We start from the raw sequence: 17,663 nt of genomic DNA, 5'->3' as shown, positions 1-17,663 counted from the left end.
TTGTACGATGCAATTTACTGCAAAGCAGATAAGCGAGTTTTTAAACGGTTCCATCGATGGTAACCCCGATGCAGCTGTTACCGAACTTTCTAAAATAGAAGATGGTAAAGAAGGCTCCTTGTCTTTTCTTTCTAACCCGAAGTATGAAAACTTCCTGTATTCTACACAGGCTTCGGTAGTGATCGTATCAAAGGATTTCGCCCCTACACAACCCTATACAAGCACATTAATTCGTGTTGATAATCCATATAGTTCATTTACGGTTTTATTGGATAAATACAACGAAGCGGTAAACGCACAAGCGACTCAATCTGGTATTGATAAGTTAGCTTTTGTACATCCAACGGCTAAAATTGGTAAAGATGTTTTTATTGATGCCTTTGCCTATGTTGCCGAAAATGTGGTAATAGGCGATGGAACTAGATTAAATGCACAAACATTTGTTGGAGCAAATTCAAAGGTTGGCGAAAACAGCACTTTTTTCCCCGGTGTAAAAATTTATCACAACTCTATTGTTGGCAATCGGGTAATCATTCATTCCAATACCGTAATTGGAAGTGATGGTTTTGGATTCGCTCCGCAAAAAGACGGAACGTACAACAAGATTCCTCAGATTGGAAATGTTATTATAGAAGATGATGTCGAAATCGGTGCAAATACAACTGTAGATCGTGCTACAATGGGTTCGACTATTGTAAAAAAAGGCGCAAAAATCGATAACCTGATTCAGATTGCCCACAATGTGGAAATTGGCGAAAACACCGTTTTAGCGGCTCAATCTGGCATATCTGGAAGCACGAAAATCGGCCCGAACAGTGTTGTTGGCGGTCAGGTTGGTATTGCAGGGCATTTAACTTTAGCTAAAGGTACCCAAATTGGAGCACAGGCCGGAATTAATTTTAACATCACCGAAGAAAATAAACAATGGCATGGTAGTCCGGCTCAACCCTTACGTAACTGGATGCGTGCCTCGGTAATTTTTAAGCATCTACCCGATGTGGAAAAAAGAATAAACGCTCTAGAAAAAGAATTGGAAAGGCTTACCGCCGAATTGGAAAAGAATACAATACACAATGAACGTTAGACAAAAGACGATTAAACAAGAAATATCAGCTGCAGGTGTTGGTTTACACACAGGCGCTAATGTTACCCTTACTTTTTGCCCTGCGCCTGAAAATCATGGCTTCAAATTTCAACGTATTGATTTAGATGGACAACCGATTATTGATGCTGATGCAGATAATGTAACCGATACTTCTCGTGGAACAACCATTACACAAAATGGTGCAAGCGTGAGTACTGTTGAACATGTAATGGCCTCGCTTGTAGGAATGGACTTAGACAACGTTTTAATTAAACTTGACGGGCCGGAAACTCCAATTATGGATGGTAGTTCCATCCAATTCATTGATTTATTGGAAGAAGTAGGCTTGGTTGAACAAAATGCCGACCGTGAATATTTTACCATTCCTCATAACATCACCTATACAGAAGAAGATAGAAAAGTAGAAATCGTGGCTATGCCTTTAGATGACTACCGTTTTACTTGTATGATTGATTATAACTCGCCGGTTTTGGGCAGCCAACACGCTGGGATCAACACCATTGCCGAGTTTAAAAAAGAAATTGCTTCTTGCCGTACTTTCTGTTTCTTACATGAATTAGAATATCAACTTTCTCATAACTTGATTAAGGGAGGAGATTTAAATAACGCCATAGTCATTGTTGATAAAGAAGTTACGAAAGACGAGTTAAGCCATTTAGCTAAACTTTTTAACCGTGCCGATATTGATGTGGCTCCACAAGGTATTTTAAATAATATGGAGTTGCGCTATCAAAACGAGCCTGCCCGCCATAAATTATTGGATATGATTGGCGATTTAGCTTTGGTAGGTATGCACCTAAAAGGCCACATTATGGCAGCTCGCCCAGGCCATGCCGCTAACGTTGCTTTTGCTAAAAAAATAAAAGCCGCTATTAAAAAGGAAAAGAACAAAAAAATTCAGAAAGTGTACGATCCAAGTGCTAAGCCGTTGTACGATGTTGTACAGATTATGGAAATTTTGCCTCATCGGCAGCCATTTTTATTTGTAGATAAAATTCTGGAGCTTTCTAAAAACCATGTTGTGGGCGTTAAAAACGTAACCATGAATGAAGAGTTTTTTAAAGGGCATTTCCCTGGCGCACCGGTATTTCCTGGTGTAATTCAAATTGAGGCGATGGCACAAGTGGGTGGGATTTTAGTTTTAAGTACCGTTCCGGATCCAAGTAATTACCTTACCTATTTTTTAAAAATCGATAACGTTCGCTTTAGAGCTCAGGTTCTTCCAGGCGATACGATAATTTTCCGCTGCGACTTGCTTGAACCAATCAGAAGAGGTATTGCTCAGATGAAAGGTGTTGGTATGGTTGGCGAAAAAATCGTTGTAGAAGCCGAGATGATGGCTCAAATTTCAAAAGTTAAACAAGCAGAACCAACCCAATAATGATACAACCTTTAGCATACATACATCCTCAAGCCAAAATTGCTGAAAATGTGGTAATTGAACCTTTTGTAGTGATACATAAAGACGTTGTTATTGGAGAAGGAACCTGGATCGGCTCGAATGTAACGATTATGGACGGTGCTCGTATTGGCAAAAACTGCCGAATTTTTCCAGGAGCAGTAATTTCCGGAGAACCGCAGGATTTGAAATTCGCGGGTGAGGTTACTACGGCGGAAATTGGTGATAACACTACTATTCGTGAGTGCGTAACTATAAACCGTGGTACAAAAGATAAATGGAAAACAACCATTGGCAGCAACTGCTTAATCCAGGCTTATTCGCATATCGCACATGATTGCGAGGTAGGCAACAATTGTATTTTCTCAAACAGCACCACTCTTGCCGGGCACATTACTATTGGAAACAATGTTGTTCTCGCTGGCTTGGTGGCTATTCACCAATTTGTTAAAGTGGGTTCTTACGCATTTGTAACTGGCGGTTCATTGGTTCGTAAAGATGTCCCTCCTTATGTTAAGGCTGCTCGTGAGCCGCTTTCTTATGCTGGCATTAACTCTGTTGGCTTGCGTAGAAGAGGTTTTACCAACGAACAGATTGATGAGATTCAGGAAATTTACCGTGTTCTTTTTGTAAAACACAATAACGTAACCAAGGCCTTAGATATGATCGAGGCGGAATTCAAACCAACAGAAATTCGTGATGAAATTGTAGATTTCATTCGCAATTCTAACCGTGGTGTGATGAAAGGTTTCGGAATGGGCAGCTAAGCCTCAAGAAAAAAGACCAAAGCTTAAAGCAATTATTCATGAGTAAGCTAACACTAATCAGAACCAATTCAGACAACCCTGATTTTCGAGAACTGGTTATTTTGTTAGATAAAGATTTAGCCATTAGAGATGGTGATGAACATGCCTTTTACGCTCAATTTAATAAAGTAGATGCGATTAAGGAAGTTGTTGTTGCTTTTGAAAACGAAACCCCTGTTGCTTGCGGCGCAATAAAACCCTTCTCTGGAACAGCAGCCGAAGTCAAACGCATGTTTGTTCATCCTGATTATAGAAAGCAAGGTATTGCAGCCAAAGTTTTATCTGAACTGGAAAATTGGGCTGCAGAATTAGGTTTTAGCCAAGCGGTTTTAGAAACAGGCAAAAAGCAACCAGAAGCCATTGCTTTATACCAGAAAAGTAACTACAAGGTTACACCGAACTATGGTCAGTATATTGGTGTAGACAATAGTATTTGCATGTCCAAATCGCTAAATGTTTAATCCTAATCGCAAAACGCTTAATGAAAATCGTTTTAAATAATGTTGGCAGAAGATTTAATAAGGAATGGATTTTTAGAAATCTCAGCACCGAATTTAGCACTGGTAACAGTTATGCTATTTTAGGCCCCAATGGTTCAGGGAAATCTACTTTATTGAGTGTTTTAACTGGAAGTTTAACACTATCGGAGGGAACGCTCTTGTTTTCGGATGATAGAGAAATTGCCGTAGAGGATATTTACACACACATCAGTTTAGCTGCGCCTTACTTGGAACTGGTAGAAACTTTTACTCTGAAAGAGATAATTAATTTCCATTTCAAGTTTAAAAATTTCGCAGCCGGAGTTGATGCTAAATCTTTGATTTCCATTTTGGGTTTAGAAAAATCAGCTAACAAAGAAATCAAGTACTTTTCATCGGGAATGAAACAACGAACTAAATTGGCTTTGGCCTGCTGTTCTAATTCGCCAATATTATTTTTGGATGAACCCACGAGTAATTTAGACGTTCAGGGGATAACCTGGTACCGAGAATTAATTGAAAACTTCACAAAAGATAGGCTGACAATAATTGGTTCAAACCAAATTCAGGAATATGATTTCTGCACAAAACAGATTCAAATAGCTGATTTTAAATAGCTTACACTCGAAATTCATTCGGAAGAAATTCCTTCTTTTGTCATCATTTTGTATTATAAATTAATTTTAATAAAAATGTTTTGTAATTGATAAATAGTTTCTACCTTTGCACCACCAAAAAGAGAAATAATTATTAATTTATCTCTTCGAGGAAAATGATCATATTCTCCGTAATACGGAAACAAAATATAAGGCTTTAAAAAGCGAAAAATTTTTTCATAGTTTAGTTTGAGGTTTAGGTTGATTATGCCTTTGGAGTGGTTCCCAAAGGCATTTCTTTTACACGAAGGCTTTCTTTTCCGTTGGCTAAGGCAAAACGGGAATGAATGCCAATGGATGTTTTTATTTAGCAAACATTACGGGAACAAGCTTTTGTTTCTCTCTCATGCCCGGCTTGTCTAAATCCGATTCCATGAAAATACGCTTATGGGAAACTTCGTTGGTTTAAAAATCCACAAGGTTTATTTTCCAAAAATATTTAATGATAAATGGGAATGCAGTACCTATAATCAGAGGTTTTGTTCGGAAGGAATTCCTTTGGAACTTTCCAAATCAAAATTGGTTTTTTTAACTTTGATATTCAAAAATTAGCAAAACAAGATTTCATTATAAAATGGCAAAGGCATCAGAAGTAAAAAGCGGAAACGTGCTTCGTTTTAACGGGGAGTTAACAAGTGTAGAAGAATATATTCATCGTACGCCAGGCAATTTGAGGGCGTTTTATCAAGCCCGCATGCGCAACATTAAAACCGGAAAGATTGTTGAATATCGCTTCCGCACCGATGAAGAAGTGACCATTTGCCGTGTTGAAACCAATGATTATCAGTATTTATACGAAGATGGCGATTATCTTGTAGTAATGGATAATAATACTTTTGAGCAGTATAACATCCCGAAATTACTTTTCGGAAGCTCAATTAAATTTCTGAAAGAAGGTATGAATGTAACCATTGCTTTTGAAAGTGACGAGCCGATTGTTGCGCAATTGCCGAACAGTGTGGAGCTGGAAATAACCTACACAGAGCCAGCCGTTAAAGGCGACACATCTACAAGTGCTCAGAAATATGCTACTGTAGAAACTGGCGCCGAAATAAGGGTTCCATTATTTATTAACCAGGGCGACAAAGTAAAAGTAGACACCAAAACAGGCGACTACATGGAGCGGGTGAAGTAGAAAATTTAAGCTCGAAATTTCGCTAAACCTTAAGCCTTATCCCTTAATCGTTTATAGGTTTTTACTAAAATAATTTTACCTTTGCCGACACAAAAAACTGAAACATAAATCCAATTAGGATCACATCATATGGCTAAAGCATCAGAAATTAAAAACGGTAACATCTTACGTGTAAATGGCGAGTTAGTTACTGTTGACGAATGGAATCACCGTACACCAGGTAAAGGCGGTGCTTTTTACACCGGTAAATTCCGTAATATTAAATCGGGCAGAATTGTTGAGGCTCGTATGGGTACAGACGAGGCTGTTGAAATTTGCCGTGTTGAAACTAGCGATTATCAATATCTTTACGAAGATGGAGATTATTTGGTAGTGATGGACAATAATACTTACGAGCAATACAACGTAGAGAAAACTTTGTTTGGTTCTGCAATCAAATTTTTAAAAGAAGGCATGAGCGTTATCGTTTCAATGGAAAGCGATGAAGCGATTATGGGTCAATTGCCAAACTTTGCAGAGTTCGAAATTACCTATTCTGAGCCTGCAGTTAAAGGCGATACTTCTACTAACGCATTAAAAGCGGCAACACTTGAAAATGGTGTGGAGGTTAAAGTACCTATGTTCGTAAATCAAGGTGATAAAATTAAAGTTGATACGCGTACAGGTGAGTATGTAGAGCGTGTAAAATAGATCATAAAATATTAAAACGAGCCCTTGGATTTATTTTCAAGGGCTTTTTTGTTTTAAAAAGACATCGATGAAAAGAAGTTAAATATTTTGAATGTGTGTTTTTCTTTTGCTTTAAGATCCCCAGTCAAGCTGAGGATGACGACGGTTCATAGTTGGTGTTTTATATAGGATCTCATACATGATATTTTAGCATATCTCCTTACAAATCCGTCATTCCCACGCAGGTGGGAATCTTAAAGCGTTCGCTAATTCAACTCGTGTATCTTTGCTTTTTATCGAAAACACCCGAAATTTCAAATGTTTATATTTATCTAAATTTGAACTATGTTAAAATCCGAAATCAGAAAACAAGCTTTAAAAGATAGATTAGCGATTAGCGATATGGAATATGAATCGCTAAATATTGGATTGCTAAATCAATTCATTAAGCTGGATCTTAGAGAAGTGAAGACGCTGCATATATTTTTACCCATCATCGAAAAAAGAGAACCCAATACTTTCTTGATCGTTGAATGGCTGGCGGAAAAACATCCTGAAATCAAAATCATTGTTCCGAAGGCTGATTTTGAAAACGCTTTAATGACCAATCATGAATATCTGGGTGTGGATGATTTACAGAAAAATTTGTATAACATTTTAGAACCGCAAAAAGGCATCGTCCATAACGGTGAAATAGATATGGTTCTAATCCCACTATTGGCTTTTGATAGGTGGGGATATCGCGTAGGGTATGGCAAAGGCTTTTATGACCGTTTTCTCCAAAATATAAATGCTCAAAAAATAGGGCTATCTTTGTTGTCTGCAATTGATAAAATTGATGATGTGAATGAACACGACATCGCTTTAGATTTTTGCATCACACCAACAGAAACTATCAAATTTTAAGCTTTTAATCATGGCACAGGAAATCGTTATCAAAACCGAAAAACAGTATGAAGAGAACATGGTTGCGGTATTTGAATTGCAGGAAAAAGAAGAGCTTACCGCTGAGGATTTGGAGCAAATTGAGCTGATGTTGAAAGCTGGCGAGAAATACGAGGAAGAGCATTTATAGGAATTTTTCTATTTAAATCTTGGTCAATTATTTGTCCGCTTCGGACGATTTAACCTTTCTACTTAGCTATTCATATCAGGGTAAATTCCCGAAACCCGCGGGAATGATTTCAACTCACGACAGCTTTATAGCAGGCCGATCGTTTATTGCCTTTTAAGCTCCTGCAGATTACGCTGATTTTCGCAGAAACAAATTTCTCGAAAATTGACAAACATGGTCCCTTAAATTTCAAATTGACCGAGTATAAAAACATCTTCTCCCTCTAAAAGCGATTCCGCTAGATATTTAAGGAGTTGGTTACCTGTTCTTCAAGCTGTGATGAGTTAAGCGAATTAAAATCCTGACTTGTTACCGACAGATTTATTCCAATTCCAATAAAACAGGGCAGTGATCAGAGTGGATGGCATCAGGCAAAATCCTCACATTTTTCAGCCTACTTTCGAGAGACTTTGTGGCCAGGTGATAATCGATGCGCCAACCCAGGTTCTTCCCTCTCGAACCCGCACGATAGCTCCACCAGGTGTAATGGTGTGGATCTTTATTAAAATGACGGAAAGTATCTATGAAACCATTTTCGAGAAATAACTGCATCCATTCACGTTCTTCGGGCAAAAATCCTGATGAATTGGCATTCGATTTTGGATTATGAATATCAATGGAAGTATGGCAAATGTTATAATCCCCACTTACAATTAAATTAGGTATTTCGTTCCGCAATTCGCCAATGTATCCATCGAAAAAGCGCATGAACTCGTATTTTTTTACTTGCCGTTCGTCGCCGCTCGAACCTGACGGCATGTACAAACTCATGAGGGAAAAATCATCAAAATCAGCTCTTATAACTCGACCTTCTTTATCAATCCATTCCTCTCCACATCCATACTCTACATGACTAGGCTTTATTTTGGTTAGAATCGCCACACCACTATATCCCTTTTTTTCAGCTGGATACCAATAATGATGGTAACCGAGTTGCTCAATTAAAGCTATAATTTCTGGAATTTGTACAGGCAATGCTTTCACTTCCTGCAGGCAAACTATATCAGCATTGGTAGCTTGCAACCAGCCGAAAAAGTTTTTGGTACTTGCTGCTCGAATTCCGTTAACGTTATAAGAGATGATTTTCATCAATGCTTTGTTATCATTTTATCTTTTAAAGAATCCTGCAACAGTTTTTTTTCCAATTTCTTCGCTTCCCTCTTTTTCAAAATGCTAATATCCATTTTAACATCTTGTTTAGGGCGATTATTTTTATCGGTTTGTAGCATAGCGATTTTATCAACCATATCTAAGCCAACCACAATTTCGCCAAAAACGGTGTAATTTCTATCTAAATGCGGTGTACCGCCGATGGTTTTATAAACCTGCCTCTGATATTCCGGTAATTTAAACTTCAATCGTTTTTCTTCGAGAGCATTCAACTGCTCATCAGTAAAAACCTTGCCTTGCACTAAATAAAACTGACTTCCGCTAGATTCTTTTTTGGGGTTAACCATATCGCCCTCTCTTGCAGCAGCCAGAACGCCTTTCTTATGAAATAAACTGTCTCTAAATTCGGCTGGAATGGTATACTTCGGGCCGCCTTCTCCAAGTAAAGAGTCTGGCTTAGCATTTCTCGAATCCGGATCACCGCCCTGAATCATGAAATCCTTTATCACTCTGTGAAATAACGTTCCGTTGTAATAACCATCTTTTGCAAGTTTCAAAAAATTTTCCCGATGTAAAGGGGTTTCATTATAAAGTTTTACAATGCATTCTCCAAACTCCGTTTTTATTCTGATATATTGATTTTTAGGCTTCGCAGCAAAGGCCGAAAACATCGAAAAAGCGCAAACGAATAATAATAATTTCTTCATTTATTTGTGTTTAAGGCTAAATTAAACTAAAAAATGAATTTCAATAAATAATGAGTGTCATTATTCAATTTTTTTTGCCATATCTTTGTATAAATGAAGTTGAAACAAAAAATAGCACTTTCTTTGGCCGTATTCTATGCGGTTAGTGTTATGGGTTTGGCTTTAAGTTTGCATTTTTGCGGCGGCAAACTAGAGAATGTTAAACTGTTTAGCAACGAAATTTCTTGTAAGTTTTGTGCAGATATTCCTGCTGAAAAAATTAAGGATGATGGTTGTTGTAAAAACACGCAGGTAACTGTTAAAGTTAAGGACAGTCACCAAACTGAGGCACAAACACAAATGCCAAAGTTATTTTCTATTCAACTGTTTCTACATCCGCCAGTTTTAGAATTTCTTTCAAATATTACCCCCCCATATTTTAGCAAAATCAGCAATAAAGCACCTCCACTTTCTTTAGGGGTTGCTTTGCATGTTTTCAATTGCATTTTCAGGAATTAGGATTTTTCTTCACGTCTGTTACCTCGAAAGAAGTATAACGGAGTGAGAGAGATCTATATGAATTAGATTTCTCCGTCGTGAATCACTCAGTCGAAATGGCGAGTAATTAAAAATTCTAATTTCAAAAATCATGAAAACAATAAAATTATTCAGCATTATTATGCTAATCTTCGCCGCACAGGTTTCGGCACAACAAATATCAACAGCCGATTTACAGGTAACTGGTTTAACCTGTTCAATGTGTTCCAACGCCACTCAAAAATCTTTAGAAACTTTGGGTTTCATCAACTCTGTTAAACCAGATTTAAACAAAAACATCTTCGTTTTAAATTTCAAGAAAGGCGCTGATATCAACTTAGATATGGTGCGCAAAAAAGTACAGGATGCTGGCTTTTCGGTTGGTGGTTTAACCGCGGACTTCACTTTTAATCAGGTAAAAATAGATGATAAAGGTCAGGCAATTGTTGACGGTAATGTTTATCGTTTTGTAAATGCCAAAAACAAAACTTTAAACGGAACGGTCAAAGCCTCGGTTATTGATAAGAATTTCATTTCTGGTTCTGCATTTAAAAAACAATCGGCTACCGTAAATTCTGATGCGTATGCAAACGGAACCGCTGTTGTAAACGGTAAAAAAATGCGTGTTTATCACCTGGTTCTTTCTTAAAATGAAAAGGATTTTTTTAACGGCGCTGATTTTGATTGGCGCTGCTGGTATGGCTTTTAGTCAGGAGTTGTACGTTTTCACTGAGCCAGCAAGCAATATGTCTACCAAATCAATTGGTGTTCGTATTACCAATGAGGGCATGTTTAACAATCCTGGTTTTGTGAGCAGAACTATTCCAGAAGTCATGTTTGGTTTCAACAAAAACCTGATGATGCATGCACAAGGTTTTCTGTCAGATTTTGACGGTCGTTTTCGTGTGGAGGGTGGAAGTTTATATGCGAAATATCGTTTTTTATCAATTGATGAAAGCCAAAGTCATTTCAGGGCTGCTGCGTTTGGTAGAATAAGTACAAGCAAAAGGCCGGGATTTAGCAGGGATATTAATTTAGAAGGGGATAATAGTGGTTGGCAAGCGGGGTTAATATTTACGCAGCTGTTGCATAAACTGGCAATTTCAGCAACATTAGGTTATTCGAATGCTTTTGAAAAAAACGATAAGGTGCTAAGATTGAATACGCCACAACCTGATCAGATGCTTTCTTATAGTTTATCCTCCGGATATCTGGTTTTGCCTTTCGTGTACAAAGATTACAAGCAACCTAATTTTAATTTGTATTTTGAAATATTGGGCAAGACAGATCCAAACTCAGGCGAATCGTATTTGGATTTAGCCCCTGCCTTTCAGGTTATTTTGAATAGCACAACCAGAATCGATTTGGGCTACCGGTTTCAGGCGACAGGAAATATGGCCAATAGATATACCAAAAACATGTATCTGCTGAGAGCAGAATTTAACTTTTTTAATGCTTTAAAATAAATTAAAGTTGAACGTGAATTAAGCAACTAAAATTAATTTGTTGATTATACAAGCTTCAGCGCAAACAAAACAATATACTCAAGATGAAAAAAATAATGATCATGATGGCTATTATCGCCATTGCAACAACGAAATTAACTTTCGCACAAAGTAAAACTGATGCTGCTTTTAACCAAGCCTTAACGGCTTATTATGATGTGAAGAATGCGCTAGCAACCGATAAGAAAGATGTAGCAGCAGAAAAAGTGAAAGCATTATCAGCAAAAGTAGAGGCCATCCCCCACAACGATTTGCCGGCCACACAACACACATTGTGGATGGAACAGGCAAAAATAATTAAGGCAAAAGCAACTGAATTGGCTACAGGGAAAGATATCAAAGCACAAAGAAAATCTTTTGAAGGAATTTCTTCAGCGATGATTAAAACCGTACGTAACATCAAATTTAACAATGCTACGGTTTACGTTCAACACTGCCCAATGGCGAAAGCAAGCTGGTTAAATGAAAAAGAAAGCATCGAAAACCCGTATTATGGAAGCATGATGTTTGAGTGTGGCGATGTTTCTGAAACGATAAAATCAAACTAGTGAAACTGCATATCGTAAACATGATGTGCAACCCTTGAAAAATCAAAGTAAAAGCCGACCTCAAAAAGCCCGGCTTTTACTTTTAAATAGGAATTTTTATCTCTCGCTTACACCATTCGGCCACCATCAACCACAGTAGCTTATCAGGCACCTTTGTTTTCATTGTCTCTAACTTAGTTTACGGATCAAATGCAAGAAGTTGGCTAACCCTTTTTCCTAACATACATCAAGCTGTAGGAAGATGGAATAAAGTAACTTTAAAGATAATTTAAACATCATGTCAACATTATCACAATTTAGAAGCTTTACCCAACGTTTGCCGCAAACCGATTTAATGCCAACGATTTTTATTGGCCATGGCTCGCCGATGAACGGCATTGAAAACAATGAGTTTAGCCAAAGTTGGGCAGATTTGGCAAAAAACATTCCGGTACCAAAAGCGGTATTGGTGGTTTCTGCACATTGGTATACCCATGGAACTTTTGTTACCGCGATGGATTTTCCTTCAACCATTCATGATTTTGGGGGATTTCCGCAAGCACTTTTCGATGTTCAATATCCTGCACCGGGTGATGCCAAACTGGCCACTGAAATTCCAACATTAGTTCATTCTACACCAATTGGCTTAGACCACGATTGGGGTTTGGATCATGGTACCTGGACTGTTGTAAAACACATGTATCCCGAAGCTAACATTCCAGTTCTTCAGTTGAGTATAGATTATACAAAATCTCCAGAGCAACATTATGAAATTGCTAAAGAGATTTATGCGCTACGCAAGAAGGGTGTTCTGGTTATCGGCAGCGGAAACATGGTGCATAATCTCCGCATGATAAGTTGGGAAATGATTAATGGAGGCGGATACGATTGGGCAAATGAAATGAATGAGAAATTCAAAAATCTTATCGCAAATGGCGATCACCAACCACTCATTAATTACAGGAATTTAGGCACCGATGCCATGTTGGCTATTCCTACGCCAGAGCATTATCTGCCATTGATCTATAATTTAGGATTGAAAAATGATAAAGAAGAGGTGTCTTTCTTTAACGATAAAGCGGTTGGTGGTTCATTAACCATGACATCGCTTTTGGTGGGATAAGAAACCACTGTCATACCGAGGCACGAAGCGTCTGCTGCCGCTTAAAAAAATTCTTCGCTGCGTTCAGAATAGCAAATTAAAATACTGCTCTAAAATTCTATACCATTCAATTATTACTCGCATGCTTGCCGCATGGCTTGTGCTATGTAGATGGCAATTTATCATAGAAGATTAGGGGTTATGTTTTGGAACATGGTATTTGTAATATGTGCTAAATGGTGTTTTCCATGCCATGCGTACATGCCCAACATATTGCCCAAAGTAAATTCTTCCCCATGTTCCGGGTGAATGTATTTTCGCTGATAATCTTCCAATTTTAGCGTTTTTAAAAAAGCCGCCCAGCGCTGATGCAAACCTTTCAAAAGAATAATGGACATCTCAATATCGTCATTTTTCGCCTCTTCTGTTTCTGCCCAGCGTTCTTCATAATAAGGCCTGATGATTGGTATATCCTCTGTTATAATTTGTTTGAAACGAATGTAGGCATTCATGTGGCTATCCGGAAGGTGATGAACAACTTGCCTTAATGTCCATCCTTCGGGGCGATAAGCTTGGTTTAGTTGCTCTTTGCTTAAATTGTCAGTTGCTTTTTTGATTATTTCTGGCAAAGCCTCGATTTCAGCAATCCAGATTTTAGCCTGCCTATCATCAAAAATTTCAGGCATATTAAACTGCCCGACTGGGTATTTAAGTTGTTCTAAATCCATAAAAGCAAATTGTGCTTTTTCAATGAATTTTATAAAATGTTTAGAAATTTACCATTTAAGGTAGGCAAGAAAATGTAAGTTTATTGAACGATATGAAATCTTCGTGTCTTATATGGTCAATCGGATGTATTGTCTTTCTGTTTAAATTTAGTTATAATCAATTCATTTAATTAAAAATTCATTCATTTAAAGCATATTGCAATTAATTTTAGACACCACCAATGAAGAAGTTGTTTTTTACCTTTGCATTTTTAATTCCCTTAATTATTCATGCTCAAACCATTAAAACAGATGTGCTTATTTTAGGTAATTCCAATGCCGCTTTTGCCGCAGGCGTTCAGGCTACGGAGTCGGGTGTAAATGCAATTGTTTTAACACAGCGTGATGGTTTCAACTTAAGCGGTTTCAAAAATTTATCTCAAAATGGCGTTGTGAGGGCCCTCGAAAAGAGAGCCAGAAAATCCTTAAAACTTGCCGATAGTGTTTCGTTACCTGAAATGACCACCCAAATCGTAAACGCAGTAATCAAAAACTGGGCTGATAGCTCAAAACTTCTTGATATCATTAACAATACGCCATACTATGATATTAAACGTTCTGGAAGTGGTTGGGAAGCGAAATTAACCAAAGAAAAAAGTATTAAAGCAAAGGTATTGGTGATAACTGACCAGGTGGAAAAGATACTTCCAGCGTTGAAAATGGAAGCTTTAAAACCAGCAGAAACAAATACTATTAATTATGCGGAAAACTTATATCGTACAACAATTGCTGGCATAAATGTAACATCAGACTATCTTTCACTTTATAATTTGCTGATTCCAAACCAGGAAAACATTTTGTACATCAAACCTGATAATTTTGAAATCGGACAGGCGGCTGGTGCCACCGCAGCGTATGCAGCATTTTACAAAACCAAAACAAGCTTATCAAACTTAAAAAGAGTTCAAGGTGAATTATTAGCTTACAAATTGTCGTTAATGCCTTTTGATGATGTTAAAATTGTTGATTCAAACTGGCTGGCAATCCAAAAAGTGGGCATTACCGGAATTTTAAAAGCGGATATAGAAAAGGGAAAGGTTTATTTTGAACCTGAAAAAGCAGTTACTTACGATGAAATAAAGCAGCCCCTAAAAGATTACTATTACAAAGCTCAAATTTGGTTTGATGATCATCAAAACATTCCAATCGATCTAGATAATACCATTTCAATGGTCTGTTATGTTGGGAATAAAGCCGTTGATGCCACCAGAACTGAAATTGAGAAGAAGTGGAACAAGACTTATAAATTTTCTTCAAAATACGATCTGAAAAAGGTTTTAACACGACGGGAGTTTTCAGTGATCATCAACGAGTATTTAAAGCCTTTTGATTTGATTAACGTGGATAGAACAGGGCGAGTGATTCGATAAGCCTCACGCTGTGAAAGTTTGTGGCTGTAGCCTAGGCACTGCATCCCTCTCCTGAAAGAGAGGGAAAGTTCGTTTGTGTTTTAAACCCATCGATTTTACTCATATTATGAAAATCCCTCTCTTTCAGGAGAGGGGGCGCACAATAGAAGCCAAAGCAAAAAACGTTAACAGGGTGAGGTTGTAACATTTCCATTTCCTTAACACTTTAATTCGAGCATTATCTAAATTGCAGCATCCAAACAAAAATTCATGAAGAAATATATACTTTTCCTATTGCTTTGCTCAAGCGAGTACACTTTCGCACAACAAATTGGTCCATTAACGGTAGAAAAAATTATGCGAGACCCAAAATGGATGGGAAGTTCGCCTACAAATTTCCGCTGGACGGCAGATAGCAAAACTTTATACTTTAACTGGAATCCTGAAAACAAAGCAAAAGAAGCATTATATAAAATATCAACTTCAAATTCAAAACCAGTTAAAGCCGTTGATCAGGAAGATGAAAAATTACTCCACGTAAATTATGTTTACAACAAAGATAAATCGTTGGGTTTGGTAGAAAAGAGCGGCGATATTTATCTTCAAAATTTAAAAACAAAGAAAGAAACTCGGTTAACCAATACGCTGGAGAGGGAAAGTAGCCCTGTTTTTTTAAGCAATGGAGATGTAGTTTACCAATTAGGTGAAAATTTATTTCAGCTTAATCGGGCTACAGCTGAAACTAAACAAATAACCAATTTCGTTAAGGGTAAAGCTCCTGTAAAAACAGGTTCCAAGCCTGCTACGGAACAAGATGGCTGGCTAAAGGCTCAGCAAACAGAGCTATTCGATATCATTAAAAAAAGAAATACAGAAACTCGTGGTGGTACAGGTCGTGGAGGCAGAATTCGCTTCGGAGTACAATCTGGCGATACAAAATCTTTAAAACCGCTTTACACTGATGATCGGTTTTTGAACAACGTCGTCATTAGCCCTAATGGTCGTTTTGTAACCTACAAATTAACGGCACCGGCTCAAAATAACCATAACACCATCGTACCAAATTATGTAACGGCATCTGGTTATACGGAAGATATTCCCGGCAGAACCAAAGTTGGTGAAAACGAAAGTGTATCTCAAGGTTTTATTTACGATAAGCAAAGGGATTCGATATATGCCATTCAAACCGCTACCATTCCAGGGATTAAAGATATTCCTGATTTTTATAAGGAATACCCAAAGGTACTGGATTCGTTAAAAAAGAAAAATGCTGACAGGTTGGTTAATTTTTTCGGTCCGTTGTGGAATGAGAATGGAAGTGCTGCAGTTATGGTAGCAACTTCTACCGACAATAAGGACCGCTGGATTTTAAACTTAGATGCTTCGACAGGCAAATTTAATTTAATAGATCGTCAGCATGATGAGGCTTGGATTGGTGGCCCTGGCATTAGCGGTTTTTTTCAAGGAAGCACGGGTTGGGTAGATAACAACCATTTCTATTATCAAAGCGAGGCCACCGGTTATTCACACCTGTATGTTGCGGATATTTCAACCGGCGCTAAAAAGCAACTCACCTCTGGTAAATGGGAAGTTCAGTCGGTTCAGTTAGCGAAAGACAAACGAAACTTTTATTTTAAATCGAATAAGGAACATCCAGGCATTACAAATTTCTTTAGCATTGGTGTAAACGGTGGTGAGTTAGTTCAAATTACAACCATGAAAGGTTTGAATGACATCACACTCTCGCCCGATGAAAAGTATCTTGCCATCAATTATTCTTATCTAAATAAACCTGGAGAGCTATATATTCAACCGAACAAAATTGGGGCAAAAGCAGTAAAAGTTACGGAGTCTACAACCCAAGAATTTAACTCTTATAAATGGCGTGAACCTGATATGGTTTCGTTTAAAAATCGCTATGGTGCCGATGTTTACGCAAGAGTTTATAAGTCTGATAAGCCGCATCCAAACCATCCGGCAGTCGTTTTCGTTCATGGAGCTGGTTATCTACAAAATGTACACTTCGGTTGGAGTACCTATTTTAGGGAGTTTATGTTCAACAATTTGCTGGCCGACAACGGCTACACGGTAATCGACATAGATTACACTGCAAGTTCAGGTTACGGTCGTGATCACAGAACAGGCATTTACCGCCACATGGGTGGAAAAGATTTAACAGACCAGGTTGATGGTGTGAAGTTTTTGGCAGAAAATTATGGAGTTGATCTTAAACATGTGGGTTTATATGGTGGTTCTTACGGTGGCTTTATTACGCTAATGGCGATGTTTAATGAATCGAACGTTTTTACCAGCGGCGCTGCTTTGCGTTCGGTTACCGATTGGGCACATTACAATCATGGCTACACTTCCAATATTTTAAACGAACCTTTTAACGACCCAATTGCCTATAAACAAAGCTCGCCAATTTACTTTGCTGATAAATTAAAAGGCAATTTATTAATGGCACATGGAATGGTTGATGTGAATGTTCATTTTCAGGATATTGTTAGGATTACACAGCGCTTTATCGAACTTGGAAAAGACAATTGGGAACTGGCTGTTTATCCAGTTGAAGACCATGGCTTCATAGAGCCGAGCAGCTGGACTGATGAATATAAAAGGATATTCAAATTGTATGAAAATACATTGAAGAAATAGGCTTCGGACTATTAAATAAACCATCCCCAACCCCTTCTTGAAAATAAGGAGGGGAGCTG

Annotated in this window: 19 protein-coding genes; 16 read left to right on the top strand and 3 right to left on the bottom strand. The window is 37.8% G+C overall.

The window, feature by feature from the left end:
* Window positions 1-7: 7 nt before the first annotated feature.
* The 9 genes from lpxD to ASE92_RS21185 all read left to right on the top strand — a co-directional run bounded on the left by lpxD (window position 8) and on the right by ASE92_RS21185 (window position 7,324).
* On the top strand, window positions 8-1,084 hold the full coding sequence (gene lpxD, locus ASE92_RS13555) for a UDP-3-O-(3-hydroxymyristoyl)glucosamine N-acyltransferase (protein ID WP_056850646.1): 1,077 nt from the start codon (window positions 8-10) through the stop codon (window positions 1,082-1,084).
* Window positions 1,074-2,486 (top strand): bifunctional UDP-3-O-[3-hydroxymyristoyl] N-acetylglucosamine deacetylase/3-hydroxyacyl-ACP dehydratase, encoded by a 1,413-nt coding sequence (locus tag ASE92_RS13550; protein WP_056850645.1) that lies wholly within the window; start codon window positions 1,074-1,076, stop codon window positions 2,484-2,486. Before lpxD ends, ASE92_RS13550 begins: the two co-directional genes overlap by 11 nt.
* A complete protein-coding gene (gene lpxA / locus ASE92_RS13545) occupies window positions 2,486-3,271 on the top strand; it encodes an acyl-ACP--UDP-N-acetylglucosamine O-acyltransferase (RefSeq protein ID WP_029274294.1) in 786 nt (261 codons plus the stop codon). The genes ASE92_RS13550 and lpxA overlap by 1 nt, the downstream gene beginning before the upstream one ends.
* Window positions 3,272-3,309: 38 nt before the next feature.
* Window positions 3,310-3,771 (top strand): GNAT family N-acetyltransferase, encoded by a 462-nt coding sequence (locus ASE92_RS13540; protein ID WP_056850644.1) that lies wholly within the window; start codon window positions 3,310-3,312, stop codon window positions 3,769-3,771.
* A gap of 20 nt (window positions 3,772-3,791) precedes the next feature.
* Window positions 3,792-4,406 carry an ATP-binding cassette domain-containing protein gene (locus ASE92_RS13535; protein WP_056850643.1) on the top strand — a complete coding sequence of 205 codons (615 nt, stop codon included), beginning with the start codon at window positions 3,792-3,794 and terminating at the stop codon, window positions 4,404-4,406.
* Between the two features lie 613 nt (window positions 4,407-5,019).
* A complete protein-coding gene (gene efp / locus ASE92_RS13525; RefSeq protein WP_056850641.1) occupies window positions 5,020-5,580 on the top strand; it encodes an elongation factor P in 561 nt (186 codons plus the stop codon).
* A 129-nt stretch (window positions 5,581-5,709) separates the two neighbouring features.
* Window positions 5,710-6,270, top strand: coding sequence for an elongation factor P (gene efp / locus ASE92_RS13520; RefSeq protein ID WP_056850640.1), 561 nt, complete (start codon window positions 5,710-5,712; stop codon window positions 6,268-6,270).
* A gap of 324 nt (window positions 6,271-6,594) precedes the next feature.
* Window positions 6,595-7,155 carry a 5-formyltetrahydrofolate cyclo-ligase gene (locus ASE92_RS13515; RefSeq protein WP_056850639.1) on the top strand — a complete coding sequence of 187 codons (561 nt, stop codon included), beginning with the start codon at window positions 6,595-6,597 and terminating at the stop codon, window positions 7,153-7,155.
* Window positions 7,156-7,165: 10 nt separating this feature from the next.
* On the top strand, window positions 7,166-7,324 hold the full coding sequence (locus ASE92_RS21185) for a hypothetical protein (RefSeq protein WP_157255749.1): 159 nt from the start codon (window positions 7,166-7,168) through the stop codon (window positions 7,322-7,324).
* Window positions 7,325-7,684: 360 nt separating this feature from the next.
* Here the strand turns inward: ASE92_RS21185 and ASE92_RS13510 are convergent, their stop codons facing one another.
* Together ASE92_RS13510 and ASE92_RS13505 are read right to left on the bottom strand one after the other, a co-directional pair.
* Complete coding sequence (locus ASE92_RS13510; protein WP_056850638.1) at window positions 7,685-8,452, bottom strand: exodeoxyribonuclease III; 768 nt, start codon at window positions 8,450-8,452, stop codon at window positions 7,685-7,687.
* Window positions 8,452-9,180 carry a peptidylprolyl isomerase gene (locus ASE92_RS13505; protein WP_056850637.1) on the bottom strand — a complete coding sequence of 243 codons (729 nt, stop codon included), beginning with the start codon at window positions 9,178-9,180 and terminating at the stop codon, window positions 8,452-8,454. Before ASE92_RS13505 ends, ASE92_RS13510 begins: the two co-directional genes overlap by 1 nt.
* Window positions 9,181-9,273: 93 nt before the next feature.
* Here ASE92_RS13505 and ASE92_RS13500 point away from each other — a divergent pair, with 93 nt between their 5' ends.
* From ASE92_RS13500 to ygiD, 5 genes are all read left to right on the top strand, one after another.
* Entirely contained in the window at window positions 9,274-9,678 is a 405-nt protein-coding gene (locus ASE92_RS13500; RefSeq protein WP_056850636.1) for a hypothetical protein, read from the top strand.
* Between the two features lie 130 nt (window positions 9,679-9,808).
* Window positions 9,809-10,345 (top strand): heavy-metal-associated domain-containing protein, encoded by a 537-nt coding sequence (locus ASE92_RS13495; protein ID WP_056850635.1) that lies wholly within the window; start codon window positions 9,809-9,811, stop codon window positions 10,343-10,345.
* Window position 10,346: 1 nt separating this feature from the next.
* Window positions 10,347-11,162, top strand: a complete 816-nt coding sequence (locus tag ASE92_RS13490) for a hypothetical protein (RefSeq protein WP_056850634.1) — start codon at window positions 10,347-10,349, stop codon at window positions 11,160-11,162.
* Between the two features lie 83 nt (window positions 11,163-11,245).
* Window positions 11,246-11,749, top strand: coding sequence for a DUF3347 domain-containing protein (locus tag ASE92_RS13485; protein WP_056850633.1), 504 nt, complete (start codon window positions 11,246-11,248; stop codon window positions 11,747-11,749).
* Window positions 11,750-12,026: 277 nt separating this feature from the next.
* Window positions 12,027-12,851 (top strand): 4,5-DOPA dioxygenase extradiol, encoded by an 825-nt coding sequence (ygiD, locus tag ASE92_RS13480; protein WP_056850632.1) that lies wholly within the window; start codon window positions 12,027-12,029, stop codon window positions 12,849-12,851.
* A 161-nt stretch (window positions 12,852-13,012) separates the two neighbouring features.
* Here the strand turns inward: ygiD and ASE92_RS13475 are convergent, their stop codons facing one another.
* Window positions 13,013-13,558: a YfiT family bacillithiol transferase gene (locus ASE92_RS13475; protein ID WP_056850631.1), complete on the bottom strand. Its 546-nt coding sequence runs from the start codon at window positions 13,556-13,558 to the stop codon at window positions 13,013-13,015.
* Between the two features lie 221 nt (window positions 13,559-13,779).
* On the opposite strand from ASE92_RS13475, the gene ASE92_RS13470 reads away from it, so the two are divergent.
* A complete protein-coding gene (locus tag ASE92_RS13470; RefSeq protein ID WP_056850630.1) occupies window positions 13,780-14,967 on the top strand; it encodes a hypothetical protein in 1,188 nt (395 codons plus the stop codon).
* A 249-nt stretch (window positions 14,968-15,216) separates the two neighbouring features.
* The gene (locus ASE92_RS13465; RefSeq protein ID WP_056850629.1) at window positions 15,217-17,604 is read left to right on the top strand and encodes a prolyl oligopeptidase family serine peptidase; all 2,388 of its coding nucleotides are present in this window, start codon (window positions 15,217-15,219) and stop codon (window positions 17,602-17,604) included.
* The last annotated feature ends 59 nt before the right edge of the window (window positions 17,605-17,663 follow it).

The sequence above is a fragment of the Pedobacter sp. Leaf41 genome (assembly GCF_001422545.1).
Lineage (GTDB): Bacteria > Bacteroidota > Bacteroidia > Sphingobacteriales > Sphingobacteriaceae > Pedobacter.
This window is presented reverse-complemented; position numbering and strand designations above follow the sequence as displayed.

Bases quoted from the DNA above. Each gene is read 5' to 3' on its own strand.
- lpxD (WP_056850646.1), top strand. From the start codon at position 8: ATGCAATTTACTGCAAAGCAGATAAGCGAGTTTTTAAACGGTTCCATC.
- ASE92_RS13550 (WP_056850645.1), top strand. From the start codon at position 1,074: ATGAACGTTAGACAAAAGACGATTAAACAAGAAATATCAGCTGCAGGT.
- lpxA (WP_029274294.1), top strand. From the start codon at position 2,486: ATGATACAACCTTTAGCATACATACATCCTCAAGCCAAAATTGCTGAA.
- ASE92_RS13540 (WP_056850644.1), top strand. From the start codon at position 3,310: ATGAGTAAGCTAACACTAATCAGAACCAATTCAGACAACCCTGATTTT.
- ASE92_RS13535 (WP_056850643.1), top strand. From the start codon at position 3,792: ATGAAAATCGTTTTAAATAATGTTGGCAGAAGATTTAATAAGGAATGG.
- efp (WP_056850641.1), top strand. From the start codon at position 5,020: ATGGCAAAGGCATCAGAAGTAAAAAGCGGAAACGTGCTTCGTTTTAAC.
- efp (WP_056850640.1), top strand. From the start codon at position 5,710: ATGGCTAAAGCATCAGAAATTAAAAACGGTAACATCTTACGTGTAAAT.
- ASE92_RS13515 (WP_056850639.1), top strand. From the start codon at position 6,595: ATGTTAAAATCCGAAATCAGAAAACAAGCTTTAAAAGATAGATTAGCG.
- ASE92_RS21185 (WP_157255749.1), top strand. From the start codon at position 7,166: ATGGCACAGGAAATCGTTATCAAAACCGAAAAACAGTATGAAGAGAAC.
- ASE92_RS13510 (WP_056850638.1), bottom strand. From the start codon at position 8,452: ATGAAAATCATCTCTTATAACGTTAACGGAATTCGAGCAGCAAGTACC.
- ASE92_RS13505 (WP_056850637.1), bottom strand. From the start codon at position 9,180: ATGAAGAAATTATTATTATTCGTTTGCGCTTTTTCGATGTTTTCGGCC.
- ASE92_RS13500 (WP_056850636.1), top strand. From the start codon at position 9,274: ATGAAGTTGAAACAAAAAATAGCACTTTCTTTGGCCGTATTCTATGCG.
- ASE92_RS13495 (WP_056850635.1), top strand. From the start codon at position 9,809: ATGAAAACAATAAAATTATTCAGCATTATTATGCTAATCTTCGCCGCA.
- ASE92_RS13490 (WP_056850634.1), top strand. From the start codon at position 10,347: ATGAAAAGGATTTTTTTAACGGCGCTGATTTTGATTGGCGCTGCTGGT.
- ASE92_RS13485 (WP_056850633.1), top strand. From the start codon at position 11,246: ATGAAAAAAATAATGATCATGATGGCTATTATCGCCATTGCAACAACG.
- ygiD (WP_056850632.1), top strand. From the start codon at position 12,027: ATGTCAACATTATCACAATTTAGAAGCTTTACCCAACGTTTGCCGCAA.
- ASE92_RS13475 (WP_056850631.1), bottom strand. From the start codon at position 13,558: ATGGATTTAGAACAACTTAAATACCCAGTCGGGCAGTTTAATATGCCT.
- ASE92_RS13470 (WP_056850630.1), top strand. From the start codon at position 13,780: ATGAAGAAGTTGTTTTTTACCTTTGCATTTTTAATTCCCTTAATTATT.
- ASE92_RS13465 (WP_056850629.1), top strand. From the start codon at position 15,217: ATGAAGAAATATATACTTTTCCTATTGCTTTGCTCAAGCGAGTACACT.